Raw genomic sequence first — 24,962 nt, forward strand, 5'->3', positions numbered from 1 at the left:
CACCCCGACCCTCTCCCCGCAGGGGAGAGGAAGTTTACTTATGCAAACGTCTTGGCGAACGCCTCAAGCGCTGCCTTCAGCTTGTCCTTCGCCTCGTTACCCAGATCGCGGGTATCGCGGATCAGCTTCAGCACATCGGCATGGTTCGCGCGCATGTCGGCCAGCAGCGCCTGCTCGTAGCGGGTCACGTCGGCGACGGGCACCTTGTCGAGATAGCCGCTGGTGCCAGCGAAGATCGACACGGTCTGCTCCTCGAACGGCAGCGGCGAGAACTGCGCCTGCTTGAGCAGCTCGGTCAGACGCGCGCCGCGGTTGAGCAGCTTCTGCGTCGACGCATCAAGATCCGACCCGAACTGCGCGAACGCCGCCATCTCGCGGTACTGCGCGAGCTCGAGCTTGATCGAGCCCGACACCTTCTTCATCGCCTTGGTCTGCGCGGCCGAGCCGACGCGGCTGACCGAGAGACCGACGTTGATCGCCGGGCGCACGCCCGAGAAGAACAGGTCGGTTTCGAGGAAGATCTGGCCGTCGGTGATCGAGATCACGTTGGTCGGGATGTACGCCGAAACGTCGCCCGCCTGCGTTTCGATGATCGGCAGCGCGGTCAGCGAGCCGCCGCCGTTCGCGTCCGACATCTTGGCCGCACGCTCGAGCAGACGGCTGTGGAGATAGAACACGTCGCCGGGATACGCTTCACGGCCGGGAGGACGACGCAGCAGCAGCGACATCTGGCGGTAGGCGACCGCCTGCTTCGACAGATCGTCGTAGCAGATCAGCGCGTGCATGCCGCGATCGCGGAAATACTCGCCCATCGCGACGCCGGTGTAGGGCGCGAGATACTGGAGCGGTGCAGGGTCCGACGCGGTCGCAGCGATCACGATGGTGTATTCCATCGCGCCGTTCTCTTCGAGCGTCTTGACGAGCTGCGCCACGGTCGAGCGCTTCTGGCCGATCGCGACATAGACGCAATACAGCTTCTTCGACTCGTCGTCGCCGGCGTTGGCGATCTTCTGGTTGATGAACGCGTCGATCGCGACGGCCGACTTGCCGGTCTGGCGATCGCCGATGATCAGCTCGCGCTGGCCACGGCCGACGGGGACGAGCGCGTCGATCGCCTTGAGGCCGGTCTGGACCGGCTCGCTGACCGACTGGCGCGGGATGATGCCCGGTGCCTTGACCTCGACGCGGCTGCGCTCGGTCGTGTGGATCGGGCCCTTGCCGTCGATCGGGTTGCCGAGGCCATCGACCACGCGGCCGAGCAGCTCCTTGCCGATCGGCACATCGACGATCGTGCCGGTGCGCTTGACGATATCGCCTTCCTTGATCTCCGAGTCCGACCCGAAGATCACGACGCCGACATTATCGGCCTCGAGGTTGAGCGCCATGCCCTGCACGCCGTTCGAGAATTCGACCATCTCGCCGGCCTGGACGTTGTCGAGGCCGAAGATGCGCGCGATGCCGTCGCCGACGCTCAGCACCTGGCCGGTCTCGCTGACCTGGGCCTCGGTGCCGAAATTGGCGATCTGATCCTTGATGATCTTCGAGATTTCTGCGGCGCGGATATCCATTAGCTTAGCCCTTCATCGCGTGCGCGAGAGTGTTGAGACGCGTCTTGATCGACGAATCGATCATCTGGCTGCCGACGCGGACGACGAGTCCACCCAGCAACGATGGGTCGACGCTGAGGTCGACGGAAACTTCACGGCCGACGCGCTGGCGGAGCTGATGCTTCAGCTCGATCACCTGTTCGTCGGTCAGCGGGTGCGCGGAGGTCACTTCGGCGGCGATCTCGCCGCGATGCTGCGCGGCAAGTGCGCGGAACGCCTTGATGATCTTTGGCAGCGCACCCAGCCGGTGGTTCTCGGCGAGCACGCCGAGGAAACTCTTGGTGGTCGCATCGACGCCGAGTTCGTCAGCGACCGCGGAGACCGCCTTCACCGCCGCGCCACGCGACACCATCGGGCTGATCGTCAGAGTACGGAAGTCCTCCGACTGCGCCAGTGCGTCACGCACGCGCGACAGGCTCGACTCGACTGCGTCGATCGTCTTCGCGTCACGTGCGAGTTCGAACAGGGCCAGCGCATAACGCCCGCCTAAGCTCGCCTGAATACCGCCGGATGTCTCCACGGACCTGTCAATCCTCGCCTGAAACCGAAAATGTTGCTGTCCCATGGGGGAAGAGGGCGCGAAAGCACCTCTCATGGGACGCGGCGCGGGTAGCATCGGGTTCCGGGATTGGCAACCCGGCGGGAGGGTCGGGAGGATCGGTTTGTGACTGTTTTGTCATTGGTACGGGGCTGGAGGCCCCCGATCTTCCCCCTCCCCGTCATCCCCGCGCAGGCGGGGATCCATAACCTCCGGACCCGGCGCTTTCATCGCACGGCCTGCCACTATGGGTTCCCGCCTCCGCGGGAATGACGGTATTGGGCGAGCGTTACGACCAACCGACGAGGACCCGAAAATGAGCGGCACGATGGAAACGATGACCATGTCCGACGGCGCGACCGTCGCGGTCTATCACGCGCACCCGGCAGGAGAACGCCGCGGCGGGCTCGTGCTGGTGCAGGAAATCTTCGGGGTCACCGATCATATCCGCGACCTGTGCGACGAATATGCCGCCGACGGCTATGAGGTGCTGGCGCCCGCGCTGTTCGACCGCGAGCATCCCGGGTTCGAGGCGGACTATTCGGGCGACGGCCTCGCGCGCGGGATCGAACTCGCGCGGCAGCTCCACCCGTTCGATCTTTCGCTGAAGGACGTCCAGACGTGCATCGACACGCTCGCCGCCGCGGGTCCGGTGTTCGTGGTCGGCTATTGCTATGGAGGGTCGGTCGCGTGGTTCGCGTCGACCAAGCTCAACGGCGTGGCGGCGGCGAGCGGCTATTATGGCAGCATGATCCCCGCCGCGGCGGACGAGGAACCGAACGTGCCGGTGATCCTGCACTTCGGTCGCCACGATCACGGCATCCCGATGGAGGGCGTCGAGCAGGTCATCGCCAAGGATTGGCCCAACGCGACGGTGTATGTCTACGAGGCGGGCCACGGGTTCAATTCGGACCGGCGCAAGGATTATCACGAGCCAAGCGCGGATCTCGCCAAGCAGCGCACGCTGGAGTTGTTCCGCGCGAACGGGGGCTGAGGCATCCCCCGTCTTCCACCCCGGCGAAGGCCGGGGCCCAATTGGGAAGGTGGCAATAACCGGGGGAAGCGCTCCGTTACCAACGTCCCCCAATTGGGCCCCGGCCTTCGCCGGGGTGGGGCAAATGGTGCAGCGGCGGCTTTGTTGGGTGGGAGGCTTGCCCCTGCCCCGTTCCCCCGCGGAGGCGGGGGCCCAGAAATACAGCAGCGCTCCGCCCGTGATTCCTGGATCCCCGCCTTCGCGGGGAAACAGAAATTTCACATTACGCCGGGAAATCCGCGCCCAAACTCGCCGCCTTGTGCGCCTCGATCTCCTTCAGCCGCTCCGCCAGCTTCGCCGTCACGTGATCATAGCCCCACGCGCCCAGCACCAGATGCCGCGGCGGGTTCGCATCCTCGGTCAGCGCGATCATCGCCTCGCCTGCACGCACCGGGTCGCCCGCCTGCGTGCCGCTGCCCTCGCGCGTGCCGTCGAGCCGCTTGCCTGCGGTGTCGGCATAGTCGGCGATCGCGACCGGCGTCTGCTTGAGCGAACGCCCGGCCCAGTCGGTGCGGAACGGCCCCGGCTCGACGCAGGTGACCTCGATGCCGAGCGGCTTCACCTCGGCAAGCAGCGCGTCGGACCAGCCCTCCACCGCATGCTTCGACGCGGCATAATAGCCAGAGCCCGGGAACCCGATCTGCCCCGCGACCGACGTGATGTTGATCACATGCCCGCTCTTCTGCGCGCGCATGATCGGCAGCACAGCGCGGGTCAGTGCGAACAGGCCGAACACGTTCGCGTCGAACTGCGCGCGGATCTCGGACTCCTCGCCTTCCTCGACCGACGCCTGATAGCCATAGCCCGCATTGTTCACGAGCACGTCGATCCGCCCGAACTTCGCCTTGGCCTGCGCGACCGCCGCGTCGATCTGCGCCTGATCGGTCACGTCGAGCGAGACCGCGAGCGCGCGATCCTCCGCGCCCTCGGCCAGATCGGCGACGCGGTCCGCGTCACGCGCGGTGACGACCGCGCGCCAGCCGCGCGCGAGCACGAGCTTGGCGAGTTCGCGGCCGAAACCGGTCGAGCAGCCGGAGATGAACCAGACGGGCGTGTCGGATGCCATGGTGCAAGTCTTTCATATTTGGGGACTTGCTCAGAACGACCGGCCCGGCATTTGGCTCCGGCTTTGACCGCAAGCCACGGGATGCACGGGGAGCACGGTGCGCTATAACCGTCGCATGAGCACCGCCCCCGCCCTCGACGACGACACCGCGTGGCGCGCGTTCGCGGCGCGCGATCGCGCGTGGGACGGCCGGTTTCTCGTCGGCGTGAAGACTACCGGCATCTACTGCAAGCCGAGCTGCCCCGCGCGGCACCCCAAGCGCGAGAATGTCAGCTTCCACCCCGACCCGGCGAGCGCACGCGCCGCCGGGTTCCGCGCGTGCCTGCGCTGCACCCCGGACACGGTCGGCCGCGACCGGATCGCCGTCGCCGCCGCCATCGCACTGCTCGAAGCCGCCGAAGACCGGCTCTCGCTCGACTCGGTCGCAGCGCAGGTCGGCTACGCGCCGCACCATTTCCACCGCCTGTTCAAGCGCGCCACCGGCGTCACCCCTGCCGCCTATGCGCGCGCGTTGCGCACCGGCCGCGCGGCCGACGCCTTATCGGAGGATTCGACCGTGACCGAAGCGATCTACGACGCCGGCTATTCCGCCCCGAGCCGCTTCTACGAGGCGGATGCCAAGCGGCTCGGCATGGCGCCCAGCGCGTGGGCGCGCGGCGGCGAAGGCGTCACGATCCGCTGGACTGTCGCCGACACGAGTCTGGGCGCGCTGTTCGTCGCGGCGACCGACAAGGGCCTGTGCCGCGTGTCGTTCGATGAAGACGCCGACGAACTCCGCCGCCGATTCCCCAACGCGACGATCGAACCGGGCGATGCCGCGCTCGCCGCGCTCGCCGCGCACGTCGTCGCCGCCGTAGAATCCCCCGAGCGCGACCAGGACCTGCCGCTCGACGTCCGCGGCACCGCATTCCAGGAGGCGATCTGGCAGGCGCTGCGCACCATCCCGATCGGCGAGACTCGCACCTATAGCGAACTCGCCGCGCTCGCTGGGCGCCCCGCCGCGGTGCGCGCCGCGGGCACCGCGTGCGGCCAGAACCCGGTGTCGATCGTCATCCCCTGCCACCGCGCGCAGCGGATCGGCGGGGCGCTCGGCGGCTATGCGTACGGGCTCGACCGCAAACGCGCGCTGCTCGCGACCGAAGCCGGTCAGCGCGCCGATTTGCAGGAATAGACGAGCTTCTCGTTGGGCAGCGGCGGCAGCACCGCGCGGATCGCGGCCTGCTGGCTGGTCAGCTTGGCGAGCGCGGTGTCGTCCATCCCGCACACGTTCGGGACGACCCCGCGCGCGGTCCGCGCCGCCGCCATCCCCGCCGCCGACATCAGATAGCGCGTGTTCGAATAGATCCGCGTCGCCGGATCGAACGACAGCACCGACACGGTCTGCTCGGCATCGGGCACCAGCACGCGGTCGTAGCGCCCATTCGCACCGACATATTGCGTCTTGCCGTTCATGCAGCCCTTGGCGCCCCAGTCGATCGGCACGTCCTCGCTCGACGAGATCGTGATCCGGCTGCGCTCGGGGATCAGCGTGCACATCAGCTTGCCGAGCGCCACGTCGGGCGTCGCAAGCCGCGACTTCGGCAGCGCCGACAGCGGCACGTCGACTTCGCCCGATGGCCGCAGCACGAACACGATGATCGCGACGAGCACCGCCACGCCGCCGATCGACACCGCCCAGATCGCCTGCCGCCGCTGGCCGCGCGATTCGAGCAGCCCCGCGCTGCCGATCACCAGCGCGCCCGCGACGAGCAACAGCCCGGCGATCGCCATCACGTTCTCGCGCGTGTGCGCCGCCTCGGTCCGGGCCTTTTCGACCGCGCCCTCGCGTGCCAGCGCATCCTGTGCCGCCGCGTCGCGCCTCGCCGACGCCGCATCGGCGGTCGCGCGCGCATCGGCGTCGCTGTCCTGCCGCAGGCGGTCCTCGATCGAGGTGCAGCCCGTGCCGATCGACGCATAAGGCTGTTTCGAATCGCGCAGGAAGCCCGCGAGCTCGGTATCCGCGATCGCGAATCCGAACGTCGAATCGCCCTCCTCGCCGCGCGTGATCGCCGAGTTCACGCCGATCACCCGGCCGCACCGGTCGAGCAGCGGCCCGCCCGAATTGCCGCGCGCGATGCTGGCGGTGTGCAGCAGCACCTCGATATCGCTCAGCACGCGGCGCCCGGACAGCACGCCCTCCGATCGCACCGGCGTCATCGGCCGGATATAGTCCGCCGCCGAACGCGCGGTCGCCAGGTCGACATTGCCGGGGAAGCCGAGCGACACCACCGCATCGCCCTCGTTCATCGGCCCGGTATAGAGTGCGCTCGGCGGCAGGCGCGCGCCGGTGAACTCGATCAGCGCCAGATCGCGCTGCGAATCATAGGCGATCACCTTGCCCTGGTAGGACTTGGTACCCTCGGTGGGCACGATCCCGACGACGACGTTGTCGGGATAGCGCTCGGCGAGATCGACGACATGCGCGTTGGTGACGATCCGGTTGGGCGCGACCGCAAAGCCGCTGCCATGGCCGAAGCCGACGACCTGGTCGTCGACCACCGCGATCGTGACGACGCGCACCACGCCGCGCCCGGTGGCGGCGATGTCGTCGGCCGACGCGGAACTGGCCAACCCGAAAGTCAGCGCGAGAAGGAGCAGCAGGCGGATCATGTCCCCGCCTTCGGGGAGTTCGCGGCGGCGATCAACCCTCGGCACCGCCGGGACCACGCGCGCCGATCCGGTTTGGTTAGCGAATTATCAAGCCTTGCCCCCTAACCCTTTGGGCAATCATCCAGGGATTTGGGCATGAGCGCATTCGGGCGTCGTAATGGCATCAGCGGGGGGCAAGCGGCCCGGCCAGCATTCGGCGTGGCGCGCCCGATGCAAGGCGGTGGCCCTGCGCCACGCCCCGAGCCCGAAGGCGGATCGCAGTTTCCGCCGATCGAGTCGCTGCCGATGCCCGGCGAAACCGATGGCTTCGGCCCCGGCACGATGCCCGGCACGCAGATGGACGCGATGCAGCGCCTGTCCGACCGGCAGAACGCCAGCGGCGAGGCGGGCAACAGCCGCGTCGAGGGATTCGAACAGTCGATCCACAAGATCAAGGAACAGGTCCTCCCGCGCCTGCTCGAACGCGTCGATCCCGAGGCCGCGGCGACGCTCGGCAAGGACGAGCTGGCGGAGGAATTCCGCCCGATCATCGGCGAAGTGCTCGCCGAGCTGAAACTGACGCTCAACCGCCGCGAACAGTTCGCGCTGGAAAAGGTGCTGGTCGACGAATTGCTCGGGCTCGGGCCGCTCGAAGAGCTGCTGGCGGATCCGAACATCACCGACATCATGGTGAACGGCCCCGAACAGACCTATGTCGAGCGCAAGGGCAAGCTCGAGCTCGCCCCCATCCAGTTCCGCGACGAGGAGCATCTGTTCCAGATCGCGCAGCGGATCGTGAACTCGGTCGGCCGCCGGGTCGACCAGACCACGCCGCTCGCCGATGCCCGCCTGAAGGACGGCAGCCGCGTCAACGTGATCGTGCCGCCGCTGTCGTTGCGCGGCACCGCGATCTCGATTCGTAAGTTTTCGGCCAAGCCGATCACGCTCGACATGATGGCCGGGTTCGGCAGCATGAGCCCGAAAATGGCGACCGCGCTGAAGATCGCGGGCGCGTCGCGGTTCAACGTGGTCATCTCGGGCGGTACGGGCTCGGGCAAGACGACGATGCTCAACGCGCTGTCGAAGATGATCGACCCGGGCGAGCGCGTGCTGACGATCGAGGATGCGGCAGAGCTCCGCCTGCAACAGCCGCACTGGCTGCCGCTCGAGACGCGGCCGGCCAATCTGGAGGGCCAGGGCGAAATCTCGATCCGTGATCTCGTGAAGAACGCGCTGCGTATGCGGCCTGACCGGATCATCCTCGGCGAAATTCGTGGCTCCGAGTGTTTCGACATGCTCGCGGCCATGAACACCGGTCACGACGGCTCGATGTGTACGCTCCACGCCAACTCCCCGCGCGAGGCGCTCGCGCGTATGGAGAACATGGTGATGATGTCGGACATCAAGGTGCCTAAGGAAGCGATTTCGCGCCAGATCGCCGATTCGGTCGAGCTGATCATCCAGGTGAAGCGCCTGCGCGACGGCTCGCGTCGCGTCACGAACATCACCGAGGTGATCGGCATGGAAGGCCCGGTGATCGTCACGCAGGAGCTGTTCAAGTTCGAATATATGGACGAGTCGGCCGACGGGAAGATCCTGGGCGAATACCGCTCGATGGGGCTTCGGCCCTATACGCTGGAGAAAGCCAAGCAGTTCGGGTTCGACCAGGCGTATCTTGAGGCGTGCCTGTAGGGCGCACCGAAGCCCCGCCCGTTGTCCCTAACTCCTGCCTTCGCTGAAAAGCGGGGCGGCGGGGGCTCATCCTCCCCCGCCAGGGGGAGGTGGCTGGCACTTGCCAGACGGAGGGGGAGGAAAGGCAAACGCCGGTTCCGTGTCCTCCCCCTCCGTCGCCTTCGGCGCCACCTCCCCCTGGCGGGGGAGGATCGTTAGAGCTGGCCGGTCGCGACGCCGCGGGTTGTACGCATCCCCCGACCCGCTAGGGACGACGGTCTATGCGCCGTGCCCTGCTTGCCCTCGTCCCGCTGATCGCGGTCGTCTTCGTCTCGGCGCGCGAGCCGGCCAAACCCGTCGCGGCGGCGAGCGTCTCCCCCGCGTCGCGTGACCGCGGCGTCTATCGTCTGTTCGACGATGCCGAGGCGCGTTGGGTGCCGTTCGAGCTCACCCCGGGCAACCAGATCCGGTTCACGATGCAGCTCGACGGGCGCGACCGCACCGCGATCCTCGATACCGGCGTCAGCTACACGCTGCTCGCCAAGGCCTCCCCCGCCGTCGATACCGCCAAGCTGGTCGCGGGCGGCAGCGCGCAGGCGATCGGCGGATCGGTCCAGCTGGGCTGGATGCCGACGCGCACGCTCGCGATCGGCGGGCTTGCGCGGACCGGCGGCGGCGTCACCGTCACCGATCTGCCCGCGATCGCGACCGGCAGCACCGCGGCGGTCGACCTGCTGGTCGGCGCGGACCTGCTCGCCGGGCATGCGCTCGACATCGATTATGCCGCGCACCGCTTCCGCCTGATCCGCTCCGGCCGGCTTCCGTTCAAGGGCGAGACGGCGCCGCTCAGCGTCTCGACCGAGCGCAGCGTGTACGAGAGCGCGGCGACGCTCGGCACGCGGCGACTGGCGCCGATGATCGTCGATACCGGCGACGGCTCCGCAGTGACGGTGACCGCGGCGGGCTGGGACGCCGCGGCGCTGCACGTGCCGGCGACGACCGCGGTCTCGTTCGGACTCGCCGGCCCGGTGGTGAGCGGCCTCGCGATCGTCCCCGAGTTCCGCGTCGGCGCGATGACCGCGCACGCCACCGAGATCCGGATCGAACCCGCCGGCGGCTTTTCGCAGTCGATCGGCGCCGCCGGGCGGATCGGCTCGGGCTTTCTCCAGAAGTATCGCGTGCTGCTGGATCCCGGCGCGCGCCGGATGGTGCTGAGCCGCGGGCCGACGGCCGACACGCCGCCGCTCCGCTCGACCAGCGGGTTGCTGATCGGCATCGAGAAGGATCGGCTGAAGGTGCTCCACGTCATGCGCGGCGGCCCCGCGGCGGCGGCAGGCTGGAAGGACGGCGACCTGATCTGCACGATCGACGGGATCGCGGTCACCGGCGACTATGCGTCCAGCCCGATCGCGTCCTGGTCGGCGGGTACGCCCGGTCGAGTCGTGACGCTCGGTCTGTGCGACGGCACCACGCGAAACCTCGCCTTGAAGCATTTCTATTAGGACCATCATGACCAGCCTGCGTCACCGGACTGGGCAGGCGCTCGTGCTGCTGCTCGTGGCCTTCGCGATCCGCAGCCCGCTGTTCGGCAACCCGGTAATCCATAGCGACGAGCAATTCTATCTGCTGGTCGGCGATCGCCTGCTGCACGGCGCATGGCCGTTCGTCGACATCTTCGATCGCAAGCCGGTCGGGCTGTTCCTGATCTTCGCGGGCATCCGCAGCGTCGGCGGCAACGGCATCCTGATGTACCAGATCGCCGCCACGCTGGTCGCGGCGGGGACCGCGTTTCTGGTCGGCCGGATCACGCACCGGCTGGTCGGGGCCGGGATAGCCGAGCGTGACGCGACCCGTGCGAGCCTGGGTGCGGGGCTGATCTATCTCGTCTGGCTGATGATCTTCGATGGCGCGGGCGGCCAGTCCGCGGTGTGGGGCAATGCGCTGATGGCGGGCGCGGCGCTGTTCGTGCTCGGCCGGGACTCGGGCGGGCGCCACCTCACGGCGCGCGGGGTCGCCGCGATGCTGCTGGTCGGGCTGGCGATGCAGGTCAAATATACCGCGCTGTTCGAGGGCATCTTTTTCGGGCTGGTGCTGCTGCGCCAGGCGCGCGACGCGGATCGCGCGATCGTGCGGCTGCTCGGGCGTGCGGTGCTCTGGGTTGCTGTGGCGCTGTTGCCGACCGCGATCGCATGGATGGTCTACGCGCTGGCCGGCCACAATGACGCGTTCGTGTTCGCGAACTTCCTGTCGATCTTCGGCCAGCAGAACGACGATGGCATCGGCTCGAGCCTGCTCAAGCTCGCCGGCGCGCTTGCCTTGAGCGCGCCGCTGCTCCTGCTGGCATGGCGGGGGCACCGGTCGGGGACGGCGTCGTTCGCGCTCGGCTGGCTCGCCGCCGCGGGGATTGCCGTCGTCATCATGCGCAATTTCGAGCTGATGTACCTGCTGCCCGTCACGCTGCCGCTCGCGGTCGCCGCCGGCACCGGACTAGCGCGGTGTTCGGTCGTCGCGGGTCGTCGATGGCTGATCGCGGTGCTGCTGTTCGGCACGGTCGCCGCGGCGATCCTGGGCGGCATCCGCGTCGCCCGGCGCGGCGATGCGCGACAGGTCGCAACGCTCGTCCGGATGATCGGACAGCGCCCGCAAGGCTGCCTGTTCGCGTTCGGCAGCGAGCCGATCCTCTATTACCTGACCCGGTCCTGCCTGCCGACGCCGTATATCTTCCGCAGCCATCTCAGCCGGATGACCGAGGCGCACGGGCTCGGCACCGATCCCGCCGCCGAGACTGCGCGGTTGCTCGCCGCCAGGCCCGGGATCATCGTCGTCCGCGCGCCGAAAGCCGACACCAACCCGGCGACCCGCACGCTCGTCGCCGCGGCGATCGCACAGCATTACCGTCTGGTCGGAATCGTCGCGATCGGCACCTTGCCGCACCGCGTCTACCGCCTGAACCGCTGAGCCGTCAGCTTTTGACCGCGAGCCCGATCGTGACGGCGAGCGCGATCAGTGCGAGCATCTGCACCGTCGGCCAGTCGACCCAGCCGACCGAATCCGGATCGCGCCGCCGCCGCCGGCGTCGCTCGCCGAATCCGGCGACGACGGCCAGCGCGGCGAGCCCGCCGCTCGCGCTCCACAAGACCGGCCCCATCGCGCGACGCAGCCCGTCAGCCGAGCTTCTCGACCTTTTCCTGTAACTTGGCGAGTTCGCTGCGCAACGCGGCGATCTCGTCGTCCTGGCTGGCAGCCGAGGCGGGCGCGCCGGCGGATGCGGGTGCCGGGGCCGCGGGCTTCATCGCCTGCGCGGCGACGTCGAACATCGCAAGGTTGCGCTTTGCCAGATCGGCGAACGGCGAATTCGCGAACGCCCCCTCGACCGCGGACTTGAACTGATCATGGTTGCGGCGGAAGCTGTCCATCGACGCCTCGAGATAGCCCGGCACCATCGTCTGCATCGAATCCCCGTACATCGAGATCAGCTGGCGCAGGAAATTCACCGGCATCATCGTCTCGCCGCGGCTCTCCTCCTCCATGATGATCTGCGTGAGGACGTTGTGCGTGATGTCCTCATCGGTCTTCGCGTCGACCACCTTGAAGTCGCGGCCCTCGCGGGTCATCGTCGCGAGATGATCGAGCGTGATGTAGGATGAGGACTCGGTATTATAGAGTCGACGGTTGGCGTATTTTTTGATGATGACGATTCCGTCGGCAGCCGGTTGCTTCTTCATGGATCCCCCGTCTTATGTTTGAAACGGAGGCTACAGTCTTTGATGACGCACCGCAACACGGACCGAGGCCCCTGCCCTTGTTCCTCGCGATGCTGCGCAGCGAGACCGCAGCATCGCCCGACCGGATGGCGCGCGCGCTGGCCGGATTGCGCGCGTATCAGGCTGCGCCACGAGAGCGGCGGGCCGATCCGATGCCAGCCGTCCACCGTTCGGGCCGTGTAAGTCTGCGTGATTATGGCGGCAGCGGACGCCCCGTCGTGTTCGTCCCGTCGCTGATCAATCCGCCCGATATCCTCGATCACACGGCCGAGTCTTCGCTGTTGCGGTGGATCGCCGCGCAAGGAGTCCATGCATGGCTGGTCGACTGGGGATCGCCCGGCGACGAGGACCGCGACCTCGATCTGGCCGCGCATGTCGAACATTTGCTGGTGCCGTTGCTGCAGGTGCTGCCCGAACCGCCTGTCGTGGTCGGCTATTGCCTCGGCGGCACGCTCGCGCTGGGTGCCGCTGCCGTCATGCCCGTTACGGGAGTCGCGACGATCGCCGCGCCGTGGCATTTCGCGGGGTACGGCGACAGCCGTCCCACGCTGGCCGCGACCTGGGCCGCGGTGAAGCCCGCCGCCGCGCTGCTGGGCCTGCTGCCGATGGAAGTCCTGCAAGCCGGTTTCTGGCAACTCGACCCGGCCCGCACGATCGCCAAATACGAAGCCTTTGCCGATCTCGCTCCCGACAGCGACGCGGCGCGCGCGTTCGTCCGGCTGGAGGACTGGGCGAACGCCGGTGCGCCCCTCCCCTACGCCGCCGCCGCCGGCCTGTTCGAGGACTGCATCGCCGACGACCGCCCCGGCAAGCGCCGCTGGACCATCGCCGGCATCCCGGTCGACCCGCACGCGCTCGCCTGCCCGACCATCGAGTTCGTGTCGCTCAGCGACCGCATCGTGCCCGCCGCCACCGCGATCGGGTTCGCCGACCGCCGCGATCTCGGTGCGGGGCATGTCGGCATGGTCATCGGCCGATCCGCGCGCGCGCACCTGTGGGAACCGCTCGCCAACTGGATCGCCGCGCTCGACTGACGTACATGGGGTACAAACATAGAGGATCCCGACATGACCGACCTGCTTCCCACTGACGTCGTCATCACCGCTGCCAAGCGCACCCCGGTCGGCAGCTTCCTCGGCGCGTTCGCCACGACGCCCGCGCACGAACTCGGCCGGATCGCGATCGAGGCCGCGCTCGAACAGGCGGGCGTGGCGGGCGAGGACGTCTCCGAAGTGATCCTCGGCCAGGTGCTCACCGCGGCACAGGGCCAGAACCCCGCGCGTCAGGCGTCGATGGCGGCGGGCGTGCCGAAGGAAATCCCCGCCTGGGGCGTCAACCAGGTCTGCGGCTCGGGCCTTCGGGCCGTCGCGCTCGCGGCCCAGGCGATCCAGACCGGCGACGCGACGATCGTCGTCGCGGGCGGGCAGGAATCGATGTCGCTCTCGGCGCACGCGCAGTCGATCCGCGGCGGCCAGAAGATGGGCAACCTAAGCCTCGTCGACACGATGGTCAGCGACGGGTTGACCGACGTCTTCAACGGCTATCACATGGGCATCACCGCCGAGAATCTTGCCGAGCAATACCAGGTCACGCGCGGCGAGCAGGACGCGTTCTCGGTCGCCTCGCAGAACAAGGCCGAGGCCGCACGCGGCGCCGGGCGGTTCAAGGACGAGATCGCGCCGGTCACGATCAAGGGCCGCAAGGGCGACACCGTGGTCGCCGACGACGAATATATCCGCGCCGGCGCGACGATCGAGAGCGTCTCGGGCGTGAAGCCCGCGTTCAAGAAGGATGGCACCGTCACCGCCGCCAATGCGAGCGGGCTCAACGACGGCGCCGCCGCGCTCGTCATGATGCGCCGCGACGAAGCCGAACGCCGCGGCTCGACGATCCTCGCGACGATCAAGAGCTGGGCGTCGGCGGGCGTCGACCCGTCGGTGATGGGCATCGGCCCCGTCCCCGCCACCAAGCGCGCGCTCGAGAAGGCCGGCTGGACGCTCGCCGACCTCGACCTGATCGAGGCCAACGAAGCGTTCGCCGCGCAGGCGCTGTCTGTCGGCAAGGAACTCGGCTGGGATGCGAGCAAGGTCAACGTCAACGGCGGCGCGATCGCGATCGGCCATCCGATCGGCGCGAGCGGCGCACGAGTCCTGACGACGCTGATCTACGAGATGCAGAAGCGCGACGCGAAGAAGGGGCTGGCGACCTTGTGCATCGGCGGCGGCATGGGAATCGCGATGTGCATAGAACGGTAGGACGTATTACCAATTGTTGCATTCGTGTAACACGATACGTACAAAAATAACGCTTCGTTCATCTCTCTGTAATAATTGATTGCATGGGAGCCCCCGTCTCGTCACCGTGTAGCCATAAGGCATACATGCCAAAACGGGGGCTTTTTCATGAACTTATCACGCCTTTTGGGTGCAACGGCGCTTGTAGGCGCCTTCTCGCTCCTGCCGACGCTCGCACTCGCACAAGCTGTGCCGGATGCGAACTCGCCGCCAGTCAATGCGGACGGCACGACGCCGACCCAGACCACGCAGGGCGACGAGGCCGGGTCCCAGGAAATCCTTATCACCGGATCGCGCATCCGTCGTGCCAACGATGAGTCGCCCAACCCGATCACGACGGTGACCGCCGCGGATATCTTCGCGTCGGGTCGCGTGTCGATCGGCGACGTCCTCAACGACCTGCCGCAGCTGCGCAGCACGGTCAGCTCGCAGAACTCGACGAGCGGCCTCGGCGTTCGCGGTCTCAACCTGCTCGATCTTCGCGGTCTCGGCACCTCGCGCACGCTCGTGCTGGTGAACGGCCGACGCCATGTGTCGTCGGAGATCATCAACAACGGCAACAGCCCCGACATCAACACCTTCCCGACCGACCTGATCGAGAAGATCGACATCGTGTCGGGCGGCAATTCGGCGGTCTATGGTTCGGACGCGATCGCGGGCGTCGTCAACTTCATCCTGAAGGAAAATTACGACGGCCTCGACCTGCACGGCCAGACCGGCATCAGCAAATATGGCGACGCAGGCAACCAGTATCTGTCGGCCGTCGCCGGCAAGAACTTTGCCGATGGTCGCGGCAATATCGCGCTCAATCTCGAATATGCGCACCAGCAGGATTACTACGCGTCGGGCCGACCCAATCTTCGCCAGAATGACGGCTTCGTCCAAGTCGACACCGATCCGGCGGGCTCGGTCAACGGATCGGACAGCATTCCCGATCGCATCTTCGCGCGCGATATCCGCTCGACGACGATTTCGACCGGCGGCCAGGTCGGCATCCGCTATGCCAACACGGCCAATGCACCGTGCGGCGTGGATTCGGCCGGCAGCTCGTTCACCTGCGCCTATCTGTTCCAGCCGAATGGCGCGCTGACTCCGCAGACGGGCACGCGCATCGGCCTCGGGCCGAACGGCAGCTATATCGGCGGAAACGGCTATACCGGCCGCGAAGGCCGGCTGCTCGTCCTGTCGCCAGAACTCAACCGCTATGCCGTCAACCTGATCGGCCATTTCGAAGTCAGCCCGGCGCTCGTCCCGTTCATCGAAGCCAAGTATGTCCGGTCCGAAGCACGCGGTTCGCAGAGCGGCCCGTTCTTCTCGCAGGGGCAGACGCTGGCCGACGCCACGCCGATCGCTGGCTTCAACGACCGGTCCTACGTCCTGACGAACCCGACCGGCAACGGCCCGGTCAACCGCGAGGGCATCCGTCTCGACAACCCCTATCTCGATGCGGGCGCACGCGCGACGATTACCGCCCAGTTGACGGCAGCGGTGAACTCGGGCGTCAATCCGAACACCGGCGCTGCGTTCGGCACGAACGCAACCGGCGTTGCCCTGCGCAATGCCACGCTGGCGCAGATCGCGGCGGGGACGTTCCGCTTCTCGAACCGTCGCAACTATGTCGATCTCGGCATCCGCGATGAGAACATCCGGCGCGAGACCTACCGCATCGTCGGCGGCGTCCGCGGCGATTTCAACGACGATTGGCATTACGAACTGTCCGCCAACTATGGCGAGCATCGCGAACGCAACGTCATCCAGGGCAACATCAACCGCCAGCGCTTCCTGCTCGCCAACGATACGGTGCGCAACGCAGCGGGCCAGATCGTCTGCCGCTCGCAGGTCAATCCGGCTTATGCCGGCACCGACCGGGCAGGCAATCCCGCGGTCCTGGCAGCGGACGTGGCGGCGTGCGTTCCGCTCAATCCGTTCGGCGATGGCTCGGTCAGCCAGGCTGCGCGCCAGTACCTGACCGTGTCGACCGAAGCGATGGGCAAGGCGACGCAGTTCCAGGGCATGGGCTTCGTGTCCGGCGATCTCAGCCAGTTGTTCACCCTGCCGGGCGGTCCGATCGCCTTCTCGCTGGGTGGCGAATATCGCCGCGAAACGCTGTCCTATGATCTCGATCCGGTGACGCAGGCCGGGTATGCGTTCTACAACGCCATCCCGACCTTCCGTTCGCCCGCGTTCGAGGTGAAGGAAGCCTTCGGCGAAATCTCGATCCCGCTGGTCAAGGACGTTCCGCTTCTGCAGGAACTGACGATCAACGGTTCGGGCCGCGTCGCGGATTACAAGGGCTCGGTCGGCACCGTCTACGCCTATGGCGGCGGCGTGAACTGGCGTCCGATCCGGGACCTGATGGTTCGTGGCTCCTATTCGAAGTCGGTGCGCTCGCCGTACCTCGGTGATCTGTATTCGGCGCAGAGCCAGAACTTCACGCCGGCTCCGAACGACCCCTGCTCGGCCCGCAACCTTGCCACGGGCTCCGCGACCCGCGCTGCGAACTGCACCGCAGCGGGTGCACCGGCAGGCTACGACTATGTCTACAGCTCGTCGCTCGAGATCATCAGCGGCGGCAACCCGCAGCTCGAGGCGGAGACGTCCAAGTCCTACACGATCGGTGGCGCGTTCCAGCCGCGCTTCCTGCCAGGACTGTCGATCACGACCGATTACTACAACATCACCGTCGACAAGGTGATCTCGGCAGTGACGGCGCAGAACATCCTGAACCTGTGCTACGATTCGCCGACGCTGAACAATCCGTTCTGCGGCCTGTTCCAGCGCGCCGGCGCCAGTGGCGGTCCGCGCGGCGAGATCCCGTTCCGCGTTCTCGAAGGGTCGCTGTTGCAGACGACGGCCAACTTCGCAAAGCTGAAGGCGACCGGCATCGACACCAACATCGCGTACAACCACCGGTTCGCCTGGGGTGAAGTGTCCGCCAAGGGCATCTGGACGCACGTGATCCAGCGCGACAACTACACCAATCCGGCCGACCCAAGCTTCAAGAACACGATCACGGGCGAGCTGGGCGATCCGTCCGACCAGTTCAACATCAGTGCAGACGTGAAGGTCGGCAAGGTCACCTTGGGCTATTCGGTGCGCTGGATCGACAAGATGTACCTGAACACGTTCGAGGACTATAACGCGCTGAACGGCCAGCCGCCGCAGAATGCCGATTACGCGACGATCGAACAGTACCCGGCCGTCACCTATCACGACATTCGTGCAGGGGTGGACGTGACCGAGCGCTTCAACGCGTATTTCGGTGTGAACAACGTCAGCAACAAGCAGCCGCCTTACGGTCTCACGGGTATCGGCGCAGGCAGCGCCATCTATGACAACCGTGGCCGGTTCGGTTACATTGGCGTCACCGCCAAGTTCTGAGCGATCGGAACACGCAGACGTGATGAGGGGCCGGGGAAACCTGGCCCCTTTTTTTGTTGCCGGATGGCGCTTTGCGAATCCGGTCTGATAGGGCCGGTCTGATAGGAGAGCAGGATGACCCACAGCCCGGCGGCGAACGCGCTGCATCTGGTTTCGATCGGCCGAGCTTCGGAGGCGCTTGCGATCCTGCGCAGTGCTGGCGATCGCGGTGATGTCGACGCGATCATGCAACTGGCGGTGTGGCATCTCGCGGGCGATGTCGTTCCGCGCGACCTCGTCCAGGCACGCGCTCTGCTGGCGCGCGCGGTGTCGATCGGCCATGTCGATGCCGCGCTGATGGAGATCGCGCTGACCGCCAATGGCAGCGGCGGTACGCCCGATTGGCCCGGCGCGGTTTCCCTGTTGCGAACGGCCGCGCGCGCCGATCCGGTTGCGCTGGGGCAGTTGACGCTGCTCGACGCGATGGCGATCGACGCCGCTGGCGCGCCGACCGCGTTGCCGGTGCCCGAGACGCTCAGCGCGTCGCCCGACGTCATCCGCTTTCCCCGATTATTGACCGCGGCGGAGTGCGCGCATCTCGCCGGTGTCGCCGCAGCGATGCTCGAGCCAGCGCGCGTGATCGATCCGCGGACCGGCCGCTGGATCGCGCATCCGATCCGGACGTCGGACGGAACCGCGATCGGGCCGGCGCGCGAGGATCTGGTCGTTCGCGCGATCAACCGGCGCATCGCCGCCGCGAGCGGTACGGACATCGGGCAAGGCGAACCGCTGACGGTGCTGCGATACCGGCCGGGCCAGCAATACCGGTTGCACCTGGACACGATCCAGGATGCCGCGAACCAGCGCGTCGCGACCGTCCTGGTCTATCTGAACGAAGGCTATGGCGGCGGCGAAACGCATTTTCCCGCCGGCAACCTGACCATCACGCCGCGCGGTGGCGACGCGATCGTGTTCAGGACACTGACCAGGGATGGCGCGATCGACCAGTCGAGCCGACATGCGGGCTTGCCGGTCACGCACGGCGCCAAATGGCTGGCGACACGCTGGATCCGGGCGGACCCGATCGACCCGTGGACGATCAGCTAGCCGCCCACACCCGATCGAACCGCTGGCCGAGACCGGTGAGCAGCTCATATTGCGACAGTCCGGACGCCGCTGCGCTGGCCGGCAGGGCATAGTCCAGTTCGACCCAGTCCCCCTCGGCCAGGTCCTTGGCCGCGTCGACGTCGATCGCGACCAGGTCCATCGAGACCCTGCCGAGCACAGGCAAGACCCGACCCGACGCCAGCGCCGCACCGATATTGGTGAAATGCCGGCGATAACCATCCGCATAACCGAGATTGAGGATCGCGACCTCGGTGTCCTCCGCGGCCGTCCATTGCGCATTGTAGCCGACTGTATCGCCTGCACGAACCCGGCGGCGTTGCAGGATCTGCGCCTCGGGCCGGACGACCTGCCGGATCGCGCCGAGTTCGCCGCGCGGGACGCCGCCGTAGAGTGCGAGGCCGGGGCGGGTCAGGTCGAATGCGTAGCCCGACAGCGCGATGCCGGCGGAATTGGCGAGGCTCATCCGGCGCGCCGAGGTCTGGCCGGCGAGCGCGGCGAAGCGGTCGCGCTGGGTGGCGTTCATCGGCGACTCCTCGTCGGCGCAGGCGAGGTGGCTCATCAGCGTCTCGATCTGGAGATCGCCCAGCAGCCCCCCCGCAATGTCGTCCGCGGACACGCCGAGGCGGTTCATGCCGGTGTCGACCATCACGTCGCACGCGCCGCCGCCTGCGGCCTTCCAGCGTGCGACCTGCGTGGCGGTGTTGAGCACCGGGCGGGCGAAACCCGCGGTGGCGGCGGGCATGTCGTCTTCGCGGACGCCATGCAGGACGGAGACGGTCAGCCCCAGCGGCGCGAGGTCGGCGGCTTCCTGCCAGTTCGAGACGAAGAAATCGCGGCAGCCGGCGTCGGCGAGGCGGCGAGCGACCTCGGTCGCGCCGAGGCCATAGCCATTGGCCTTGATCGCCGCGCCGCAGGCCGCAGCGCCGCTCATGCGGTCGAGCGTCCGCCAGTTCTGGACGAGGGCGTCGCCGTCGAGGCGCAGGCGGAGCGGGGCGGGAATATCGATCACCCGGCGCGGGATAGTGCGCCGGGCGGGGCGCGTCGACCGTCTATGCCAAGTCGATGCGGCCGACCGGCACCAGCAGGCGCCGCGTGCCCCCACCCTCCCCCAAGCCCGAGACGTCGTCGAGCGGGGCGACGCGGACGCCGAACACGCGTGCGAGCGTGTCCGCGGTCATCACTTCGGCGACCGGCCCGAACGCGACGACGCGGCCCTCGGCGATCAGCAGCGCATCGTCCGCCGCGCGCTGCGCCTGGACGAGGTCGTGGAGGACGATCGCGACCCCTGCCCCGCCCGCCGCGTAGGTGCGCAGGCGCGCGAGCAGGTCGATCTGGTGTGCGGGGTCGAGGCTGGCGAGCGGTTCGTCGGCAAGCAGCCAGCGGGGTTCGCCGGCAAAAACGCGCGCGAGCAGGACGCGGGCGCGCTCGCCGCCGGACAGTTCGCCGACCGGACGATCGGCGAGGTGGGTCGTCTCGGTATCGTGCATCGCGCGGTCGACGGCGGCGCGATCTGCGGGCGACGGCGCGGCATGGGGGCCTAGGTGCGGCAGGCGGCCGAGCGCCACGACATCGCGGGCGACGATGTTCCAGTGCACCGTCGCGTCCTGCGGCAGATACCCGATCGCGCGCGCGCGGACGCGGGGGTCCATCGTCGCCACGTCCTGCGCGTCGAGCCGGACGCATCCCCCGGCCCGCCCGACCAGCGCGGCGGCGGCCTTGACGAGCGTGCTCTTGCCCGCGCCATTGGGGCCGAGGATCGCGGTGACGCGGCCAGGGCGCAGGTGCGCGGACGCATCGTGCAGGACGATGCGCTTGCCCAGCTTCACGCTGAGCGCGTCGACGATCAGATCCATGCGCGGCCTCGTTCCCTGATCAGCACCCCGAGGAAGAACGGCGCGCCGATCAGCGCCATCGCGACGCCGAGCCGCACTTCGCCCGCGCCGGGTGCGAGGCGGACGAGGCTGTCGGCAGCGAGAACGAGCGCCGCGCCGCCAAGCGCGGAGGGCAGCAGCACGTCGCTCGGGCGGTGGCCGAAGATCGGCCGGAGCAGATGCGGGACGACCAGGCCGACGAACCCGATCACGCCGGTGACCGCGACGCCTGCGCCGACCACCAAGCCGGTACCGAGCACCACCTGCCAGCGGACCCGGCCCATCCGTATCCCGAGCGACCGTGCCGCCGCTTCGCCGAGCGAGAGCGCATCGAGCGCGCGCCCGGTGAGCAGGAGGAGCACCGCGCCGACCAGCATCGGCGGCAAGGCGAGCGCCAGGTCGTCCCAGCCGCGATCGGTCAGCGCGCCCATGATCCAGTCGATCACTTCGGCGACCGCATAGGGGTTCGGCGCGATCGAGATCAGGAACGCGGTCAGCGCGCCGGCCAGGCTGGCGAGCACGGTGCCCGCGAGGATGAAGGTGATCGCGCTCGGCGACCGCCAGGTCAGCGCGGCGAGCATGGCGACCGCGCCGCCCGCGCCGAGCATCGCGGCGACGAAGATCGCGAAGCCCGAGCCGATCCCGAAAATGATCGCGGCGACCGCGCCGAGCGCTGCGACCGACGACACGCCGACCACCGCGGGATCGGCGAGCGGGTTGCGCAGATAGCCCTGCAGGACCGCGCCCGACAGCCCCAGCGTCGCGCCGAGCGCAAGCCCGAGCACCGCGCGCGGCAGGCGGAGTTCGAGGATGATCCACCAGCGCGGATCGCTCGAGAACCACGCGCCGAGCGGCACCCAGACCTTGCCGCAGCCGAGCGACAGGCCGAACAGGACGACCACCAGCAGCAGCAGCGCCGCAAGCTTGAGCGGCCGGCTCACGACACGCTCGCCCGGATCGCCGCGAGCCGTTCGAGCGCGGGCGGCAGCGTCGGGCCGCCGCAGTTGATCAGGACGCGTGGGAAGACGGCCTGCGGCGTGGTCGGCAGCAGCCGGTGCCGCAGCAGCGTGCCGCGACTGACGCGTTCGGGGGCGATCACGACCGCGGGCGGCTGCGTGACGATCGTCTCGGCGGACAGCGTGCCGGTATGCGTCAGGCCATAAGTGGCGGCGGCGTTGCGGAAGCCGACGCGGGTCATCATCTCGTTCAACAGCGTGCTGCCCCCCGTCGCCAGATCGCCGCTGATATAAAGCAACGCGGCTGGTGCGGGTCCATCCTTGCGGCTCCAGCGCACGACCGCGCGATCGATCTCGGCGTTGATCCGCGCGCCGCCTGCGGGCGCACCGACGGCGTCGGCGATCTGCGTGACCTGCGCCTGGCTCTCCGCGATCGAATCGGGGATGCCGAGCAGCAGCGTCTTCAGCCCGGCGCGCGCATAGGCCGCCTGCGTCGCGGGCGGCGTATAGGTGCTGGCGATGACCAGATCGGGGTGCAGCGCGATCACCTCCTCGGCGGTCCCCGCGGTCGCGTGGAAGCGGCGCGCGACGTCGAGCGGGATCGAGGTCGCCGTCGGCGCCTGCGAATAATGGCTGATCGCGGCGATCCGCGCGGGCGGCAGGATCCGGATCAGCACCGAATCCACGCAAGGGTTGGTCGAGACGATCCCCCCGCCCCCGGTCGGCGGTTGCGCACACGCGCCGAGTAGCAGCGCGAGAAGTATCCCCACAGACCTCACTTCAGGCGCAGCCGGACGCCGCCATAGGCTGCGCGGCCATAATTCCCATAGCCCGCCACCGTCTGGTAGCGCGCGTCGGTGAGGTTATCGACGCGGCCGTAGAGCGCGACCTGCTCGGTGATCGGCACCTCCGCGCGGATGCTGGCGAGCGCATAGCCATCGAGGCGAGTCATGTTGGCGGCATCGTCGAAGCTGTCGCCGACCAGCGACACCGTGCCGCCGATCGAGAGCCCGACCGCGAACCGGTAATCCGCGTTGACGCTCGCGGTCTGTTCGGGACGCCGCGCGAGGGTGTTGCCGAAATTGGCACCGATCGAGCGGTTCTCCGTGTGGATATAGCTGTAGTTCGCGGTCAGCGTCAGCGGATCGACCGGACGCAGCGCGAGCGAAACCTCGACCCCGTCCGCCTCCGCGCGCGCGACATTGTCATAGACGCCGAACGGGCGGTCGACGCAGATCGAACCGGCGGTCGTCTGCTCTGTCGGGCTGCAATCGCGGAAGTCGATCTGGTTGCGCGTGCGGCGGTTGAAATAGGTCACGCCGACGCGCGCCCGGTCGGCGAGGAACGCCTGCTCGACGCCGATGTCGAAATTGCGGGCGGTCTCCGGATCGAGGCCGCGGTTCCCGTAGTCGGAGAAGAGCTGGTACAATGTCGGCGCCTTGAAGCCCTCGCCATAGCTCGCGCGGACGGTGGTCCCGGTGCGCAGCGCCAGCGCCGCGTTCGCGCCGAACGTCGTGTGGTTGCCGAAATCCTCGTGGTCGTCGTTGCGGACGCCGCCGGTGAGCGTGAGGATGTCGAGCGGCTTGACGATCAGCTGGCCGTAGACGCTGGTGATGCCGGTGTCGGCATAGGTGAAGCCGTCGTTGAAGCGGCTATTCTCGCGCTCGACGCCGGCGACGACGCGAACCTGGTCGAGCGGGCGGAAGTCGCCCTGATATTCGTAGCGCTCGCTGCGGCCGCGGCCGAGGAACGACGGCTCTGCACCAAAGGCCGGTTCGTACGTGTCGCGGTTGATGTCGGCGATCGTGAACGCGACTCGGTTGTTGAACCGCCCGTCGGCGAAGTTCGCGTGCAGCCCGGCATAGCCATAGAGCTCCTGCGTCTTGCCATAGTCCGCGGTGTCGGCAAGCACATAGTCCGGCGCGGGAAAGCCATCGAGTTCGGCCCGGCTGTCCGCGAAATAGCCACGCAGATCGAGGCCGATCCCGGGTGCGAACTCGACGCCCAGCCGGCCGGTCGCGCCGTATTGGCGATAGCCGTCGCGCTCGGTACCGCTGGCCGCCGACGAGATGCCGTCGGTGCGCAGATACCCGCCGGTGAGCGAGCCCGACACCGGCCCCGTCGCGCCGGAGATGCCCGCGCTCGCGAACATGCTGTCGGCATAGCCATATTCGGCGTTGGCGCGCGCCTGCAGCCCCTCGGCGGGGGCGGCGGTGATGATGTTGACGACGCCGCCGATCGCCTGGCTGCCCCAGGGTACCGAGTTGGGGCCGCGCAGCACCTCGATCCGCTCGACCGAACTCGCCAGCAGGTTGCCAAAATCGAAGCCGCCGCCGGTCGAGGCCGGATCGTTGACTCGCACGCCGTCGATCACGACCAACGTCTGGTCGGATTCGGCACCGCGGATCCGCACGCCGGTCAGCGCCCCTAGCGTGCCGTTACGCGTGACGGTGACCCCGGGCGTGGTCGCGAGCAGATCGGACACCACGACCGTCTGCCGCCGCTCGATCTCGGCGCGATCGATCACGGTCACCGCCTGCCCGATCTCGCTGGCGGGTTGCGCGACTCGGGTCGCGGTCACGACGACGTCCGACGCGTCGGCGGCCGGGAGCGTCTGGGCATCGGCCGATGCCGCGATCGCGGCGGCGCTCAGGAGGAGGAGGAACTTCGTCATGGGGCACGTCCTGGCAGAGCCGCCCACGACCATTCGCGGACCGGCAGACGTCTCTCGCTCGAGGACACCCCTTCGATAGGGCACTCGTCCGCACCGGAGCACCCGCCCGCGCAGTGGATCGACCGTGACGGGCAGGTCTCCTGGCTTCCGGGTCGTCGCTGCCACCCCGCCTTCCCAGGCCGAGACCCAGTGGCGCAATCGGGGTGGCCGCTATCCGGTCACAGTTGCGGGGACAGCGCCGGTCTTGCGGATGGGGATCCTGACGACCCTGCCCGCGCACCGGCTTCCCTTTTGATCCCGTCGCCGGGAACCCTTCACAGGGTTTGCATTAGTCGCGGGTCCGGCACGGGTCAACGCAAGCGCGGATGCGAC

At 68.1% G+C, this 24,962-nt stretch carries 20 protein-coding genes and 1 riboswitch; of the genes, 9 read left to right on the top strand and 11 right to left on the bottom strand.

Annotated elements, in window-relative coordinates; translation table 11 throughout:
• Positions 1-38: 38 nt before the first annotated feature.
• Both atpA and ASE79_RS04025 read right to left on the bottom strand, forming a co-directional pair.
• Positions 39-1,568: a F0F1 ATP synthase subunit alpha gene (gene atpA, locus ASE79_RS04020; RefSeq protein ID WP_055873607.1), complete on the bottom strand. Its 1,530-nt coding sequence runs from the start codon at positions 1,566-1,568 to the stop codon at positions 39-41.
• Between the two features lie 4 nt (positions 1,569-1,572).
• Entirely contained in the window at positions 1,573-2,127 is a 555-nt protein-coding gene (locus tag ASE79_RS04025; protein ID WP_056412003.1) for a F0F1 ATP synthase subunit delta, read from the bottom strand.
• A 334-nt stretch (positions 2,128-2,461) separates the two neighbouring features.
• Here ASE79_RS04025 and ASE79_RS04030 point away from each other — a divergent pair, with 334 nt between their 5' ends.
• Positions 2,462-3,139: a dienelactone hydrolase family protein gene (locus tag ASE79_RS04030; RefSeq protein ID WP_056412007.1), complete on the top strand. Its 678-nt coding sequence runs from the start codon at positions 2,462-2,464 to the stop codon at positions 3,137-3,139.
• Positions 3,140-3,401: 262 nt separating this feature from the next.
• Here ASE79_RS04030 and ASE79_RS04035 read toward each other — a convergent pair whose 3' ends face one another.
• Complete coding sequence (locus ASE79_RS04035; RefSeq protein WP_056412010.1) at positions 3,402-4,244, bottom strand: oxidoreductase; 843 nt, start codon at positions 4,242-4,244, stop codon at positions 3,402-3,404.
• 115 nt (positions 4,245-4,359) lie between these two features.
• Here ASE79_RS04035 and ada point away from each other — a divergent pair, with 115 nt between their 5' ends.
• Positions 4,360-5,415, top strand: coding sequence for a bifunctional DNA-binding transcriptional regulator/O6-methylguanine-DNA methyltransferase Ada (gene ada / locus ASE79_RS04040; RefSeq protein WP_056412013.1), 1,056 nt, complete (start codon positions 4,360-4,362; stop codon positions 5,413-5,415).
• Here the strand turns inward: ada and ASE79_RS04045 are convergent.
• Complete coding sequence (locus ASE79_RS04045) at positions 5,391-6,893, bottom strand: S1C family serine protease (RefSeq protein ID WP_056412016.1); 1,503 nt, start codon at positions 6,891-6,893, stop codon at positions 5,391-5,393. The two genes, ada and ASE79_RS04045, sit on opposite strands and share 25 nt — an antisense overlap.
• A 135-nt stretch (positions 6,894-7,028) precedes the next feature.
• Between ASE79_RS04045 and ASE79_RS04050 the strand changes: the two genes are divergently transcribed.
• The 3 genes from ASE79_RS04050 (at position 7,029) to ASE79_RS04060 (ending at position 11,501) form a co-directional block, all read left to right on the top strand.
• Positions 7,029-8,564 carry a CpaF family protein gene (locus ASE79_RS04050; RefSeq protein ID WP_055873623.1) on the top strand — a complete coding sequence of 512 codons (1,536 nt, stop codon included), beginning with the start codon at positions 7,029-7,031 and terminating at the stop codon, positions 8,562-8,564.
• Between the two features lie 260 nt (positions 8,565-8,824).
• Positions 8,825-10,045 (top strand): hypothetical protein, encoded by a 1,221-nt coding sequence (locus ASE79_RS04055; RefSeq protein WP_056412019.1) that lies wholly within the window; start codon positions 8,825-8,827, stop codon positions 10,043-10,045.
• Between the two features lie 7 nt (positions 10,046-10,052).
• A complete protein-coding gene (locus ASE79_RS04060; protein WP_056412022.1) occupies positions 10,053-11,501 on the top strand; it encodes an ArnT family glycosyltransferase in 1,449 nt (482 codons plus the stop codon).
• A 4-nt stretch (positions 11,502-11,505) separates the two neighbouring features.
• On the opposite strand, the gene ASE79_RS04065 is transcribed toward ASE79_RS04060, so the two are convergent.
• A complete protein-coding gene (locus ASE79_RS04065) occupies positions 11,506-11,679 on the bottom strand; it encodes a hypothetical protein (RefSeq protein ID WP_234422634.1) in 174 nt (57 codons plus the stop codon).
• Between the two features lie 28 nt (positions 11,680-11,707).
• Entirely contained in the window at positions 11,708-12,268 is a 561-nt protein-coding gene (gene phaR / locus ASE79_RS04070; protein WP_056412029.1) for a polyhydroxyalkanoate synthesis repressor PhaR, read from the bottom strand.
• A gap of 77 nt (positions 12,269-12,345) precedes the next feature.
• On the opposite strand from phaR, the gene ASE79_RS04075 reads away from it, so the two are divergent.
• The 4 genes from ASE79_RS04075 to ASE79_RS04090 all read left to right on the top strand — a co-directional run bounded on the left by ASE79_RS04075 (position 12,346) and on the right by ASE79_RS04090 (position 19,068).
• Entirely contained in the window at positions 12,346-13,341 is a 996-nt protein-coding gene (locus tag ASE79_RS04075; RefSeq protein WP_321163315.1) for an alpha/beta fold hydrolase, read from the top strand.
• Positions 13,342-13,374: 33 nt separating this feature from the next.
• Complete coding sequence (locus ASE79_RS04080; RefSeq protein WP_056412031.1) at positions 13,375-14,562, top strand: acetyl-CoA C-acetyltransferase; 1,188 nt, start codon at positions 13,375-13,377, stop codon at positions 14,560-14,562.
• Between the two features lie 147 nt (positions 14,563-14,709).
• Positions 14,710-17,982, top strand: coding sequence for a TonB-dependent receptor domain-containing protein (locus ASE79_RS04085; protein WP_082445042.1), 3,273 nt, complete (start codon positions 14,710-14,712; stop codon positions 17,980-17,982).
• 114 nt (positions 17,983-18,096) lie between these two features.
• Positions 18,097-19,068, top strand: coding sequence for a 2OG-Fe(II) oxygenase (locus ASE79_RS04090; RefSeq protein WP_056412034.1), 972 nt, complete (start codon positions 18,097-18,099; stop codon positions 19,066-19,068).
• Here the strand turns inward: ASE79_RS04090 and alr are convergent.
• From alr to ASE79_RS04115, 5 genes are read right to left on the bottom strand one after another with little or no spacing between them, the layout of a single operon-like run.
• Complete coding sequence (gene alr / locus ASE79_RS04095) at positions 19,061-20,098, bottom strand: alanine racemase (RefSeq protein ID WP_082445043.1); 1,038 nt, start codon at positions 20,096-20,098, stop codon at positions 19,061-19,063. The two genes, ASE79_RS04090 and alr, sit on opposite strands and share 8 nt — an antisense overlap.
• A gap of 40 nt (positions 20,099-20,138) precedes the next feature.
• On the bottom strand, positions 20,139-20,942 hold the full coding sequence (locus tag ASE79_RS04100) for an ABC transporter ATP-binding protein (RefSeq protein ID WP_056412037.1): 804 nt from the start codon (positions 20,940-20,942) through the stop codon (positions 20,139-20,141).
• Positions 20,933-21,901 carry a FecCD family ABC transporter permease gene (locus tag ASE79_RS04105; RefSeq protein ID WP_056412040.1) on the bottom strand — a complete coding sequence of 323 codons (969 nt, stop codon included), beginning with the start codon at positions 21,899-21,901 and terminating at the stop codon, positions 20,933-20,935. Before ASE79_RS04105 ends, ASE79_RS04100 begins: the two co-directional genes overlap by 10 nt.
• Entirely contained in the window at positions 21,898-22,686 is a 789-nt protein-coding gene (locus tag ASE79_RS04110) for an ABC transporter substrate-binding protein (protein WP_235516736.1), read from the bottom strand. Before ASE79_RS04110 ends, ASE79_RS04105 begins: the two co-directional genes overlap by 4 nt.
• A gap of 5 nt (positions 22,687-22,691) precedes the next feature.
• Complete coding sequence (locus ASE79_RS04115) at positions 22,692-24,590, bottom strand: TonB-dependent receptor plug domain-containing protein (protein ID WP_082445044.1); 1,899 nt, start codon at positions 24,588-24,590, stop codon at positions 22,692-22,694.
• Positions 24,591-24,702: 112 nt separating this feature from the next.
• A riboswitch (cobalamin riboswitch) is annotated at positions 24,703-24,920 on the bottom strand.
• Between the last annotated feature and the right edge of the window lie 42 nt (positions 24,921-24,962).

Origin of the sequence: Sphingomonas sp. Leaf28 (genome assembly GCF_001421685.1) — a bacterium.
Classification (GTDB): domain Bacteria; phylum Pseudomonadota; class Alphaproteobacteria; order Sphingomonadales; family Sphingomonadaceae; genus Sphingomonas; species Sphingomonas aurantiaca.

Bases quoted from the DNA above. Each gene is read 5' to 3' on its own strand.
- phaR (WP_056412029.1), bottom strand. From the start codon at position 12,268: ATGAAGAAGCAACCGGCTGCCGACGGAATCGTCATCATCAAAAAATAC.
- atpA (WP_055873607.1), bottom strand. From the start codon at position 1,568: ATGGATATCCGCGCCGCAGAAATCTCGAAGATCATCAAGGATCAGATC.
- ASE79_RS04080 (WP_056412031.1), top strand. From the start codon at position 13,375: ATGACCGACCTGCTTCCCACTGACGTCGTCATCACCGCTGCCAAGCGC.
- ASE79_RS04115 (WP_082445044.1), bottom strand. From the start codon at position 24,590: ATGACGAAGTTCCTCCTCCTCCTGAGCGCCGCCGCGATCGCGGCATCG.
- ASE79_RS04045 (WP_056412016.1), bottom strand. From the start codon at position 6,893: ATGATCCGCCTGCTGCTCCTTCTCGCGCTGACTTTCGGGTTGGCCAGT.
- ASE79_RS04090 (WP_056412034.1), top strand. From the start codon at position 18,097: ATGACCCACAGCCCGGCGGCGAACGCGCTGCATCTGGTTTCGATCGGC.
- ASE79_RS04030 (WP_056412007.1), top strand. From the start codon at position 2,462: ATGAGCGGCACGATGGAAACGATGACCATGTCCGACGGCGCGACCGTC.
- ASE79_RS04055 (WP_056412019.1), top strand. From the start codon at position 8,825: ATGCGCCGTGCCCTGCTTGCCCTCGTCCCGCTGATCGCGGTCGTCTTC.
- ASE79_RS04050 (WP_055873623.1), top strand. From the start codon at position 7,029: ATGAGCGCATTCGGGCGTCGTAATGGCATCAGCGGGGGGCAAGCGGCC.
- ASE79_RS04035 (WP_056412010.1), bottom strand. From the start codon at position 4,244: ATGGCATCCGACACGCCCGTCTGGTTCATCTCCGGCTGCTCGACCGGT.
- ASE79_RS04060 (WP_056412022.1), top strand. From the start codon at position 10,053: ATGACCAGCCTGCGTCACCGGACTGGGCAGGCGCTCGTGCTGCTGCTC.
- ASE79_RS04100 (WP_056412037.1), bottom strand. From the start codon at position 20,942: ATGGATCTGATCGTCGACGCGCTCAGCGTGAAGCTGGGCAAGCGCATC.
- ASE79_RS04085 (WP_082445042.1), top strand. From the start codon at position 14,710: ATGAACTTATCACGCCTTTTGGGTGCAACGGCGCTTGTAGGCGCCTTC.
- ada (WP_056412013.1), top strand. From the start codon at position 4,360: ATGAGCACCGCCCCCGCCCTCGACGACGACACCGCGTGGCGCGCGTTC.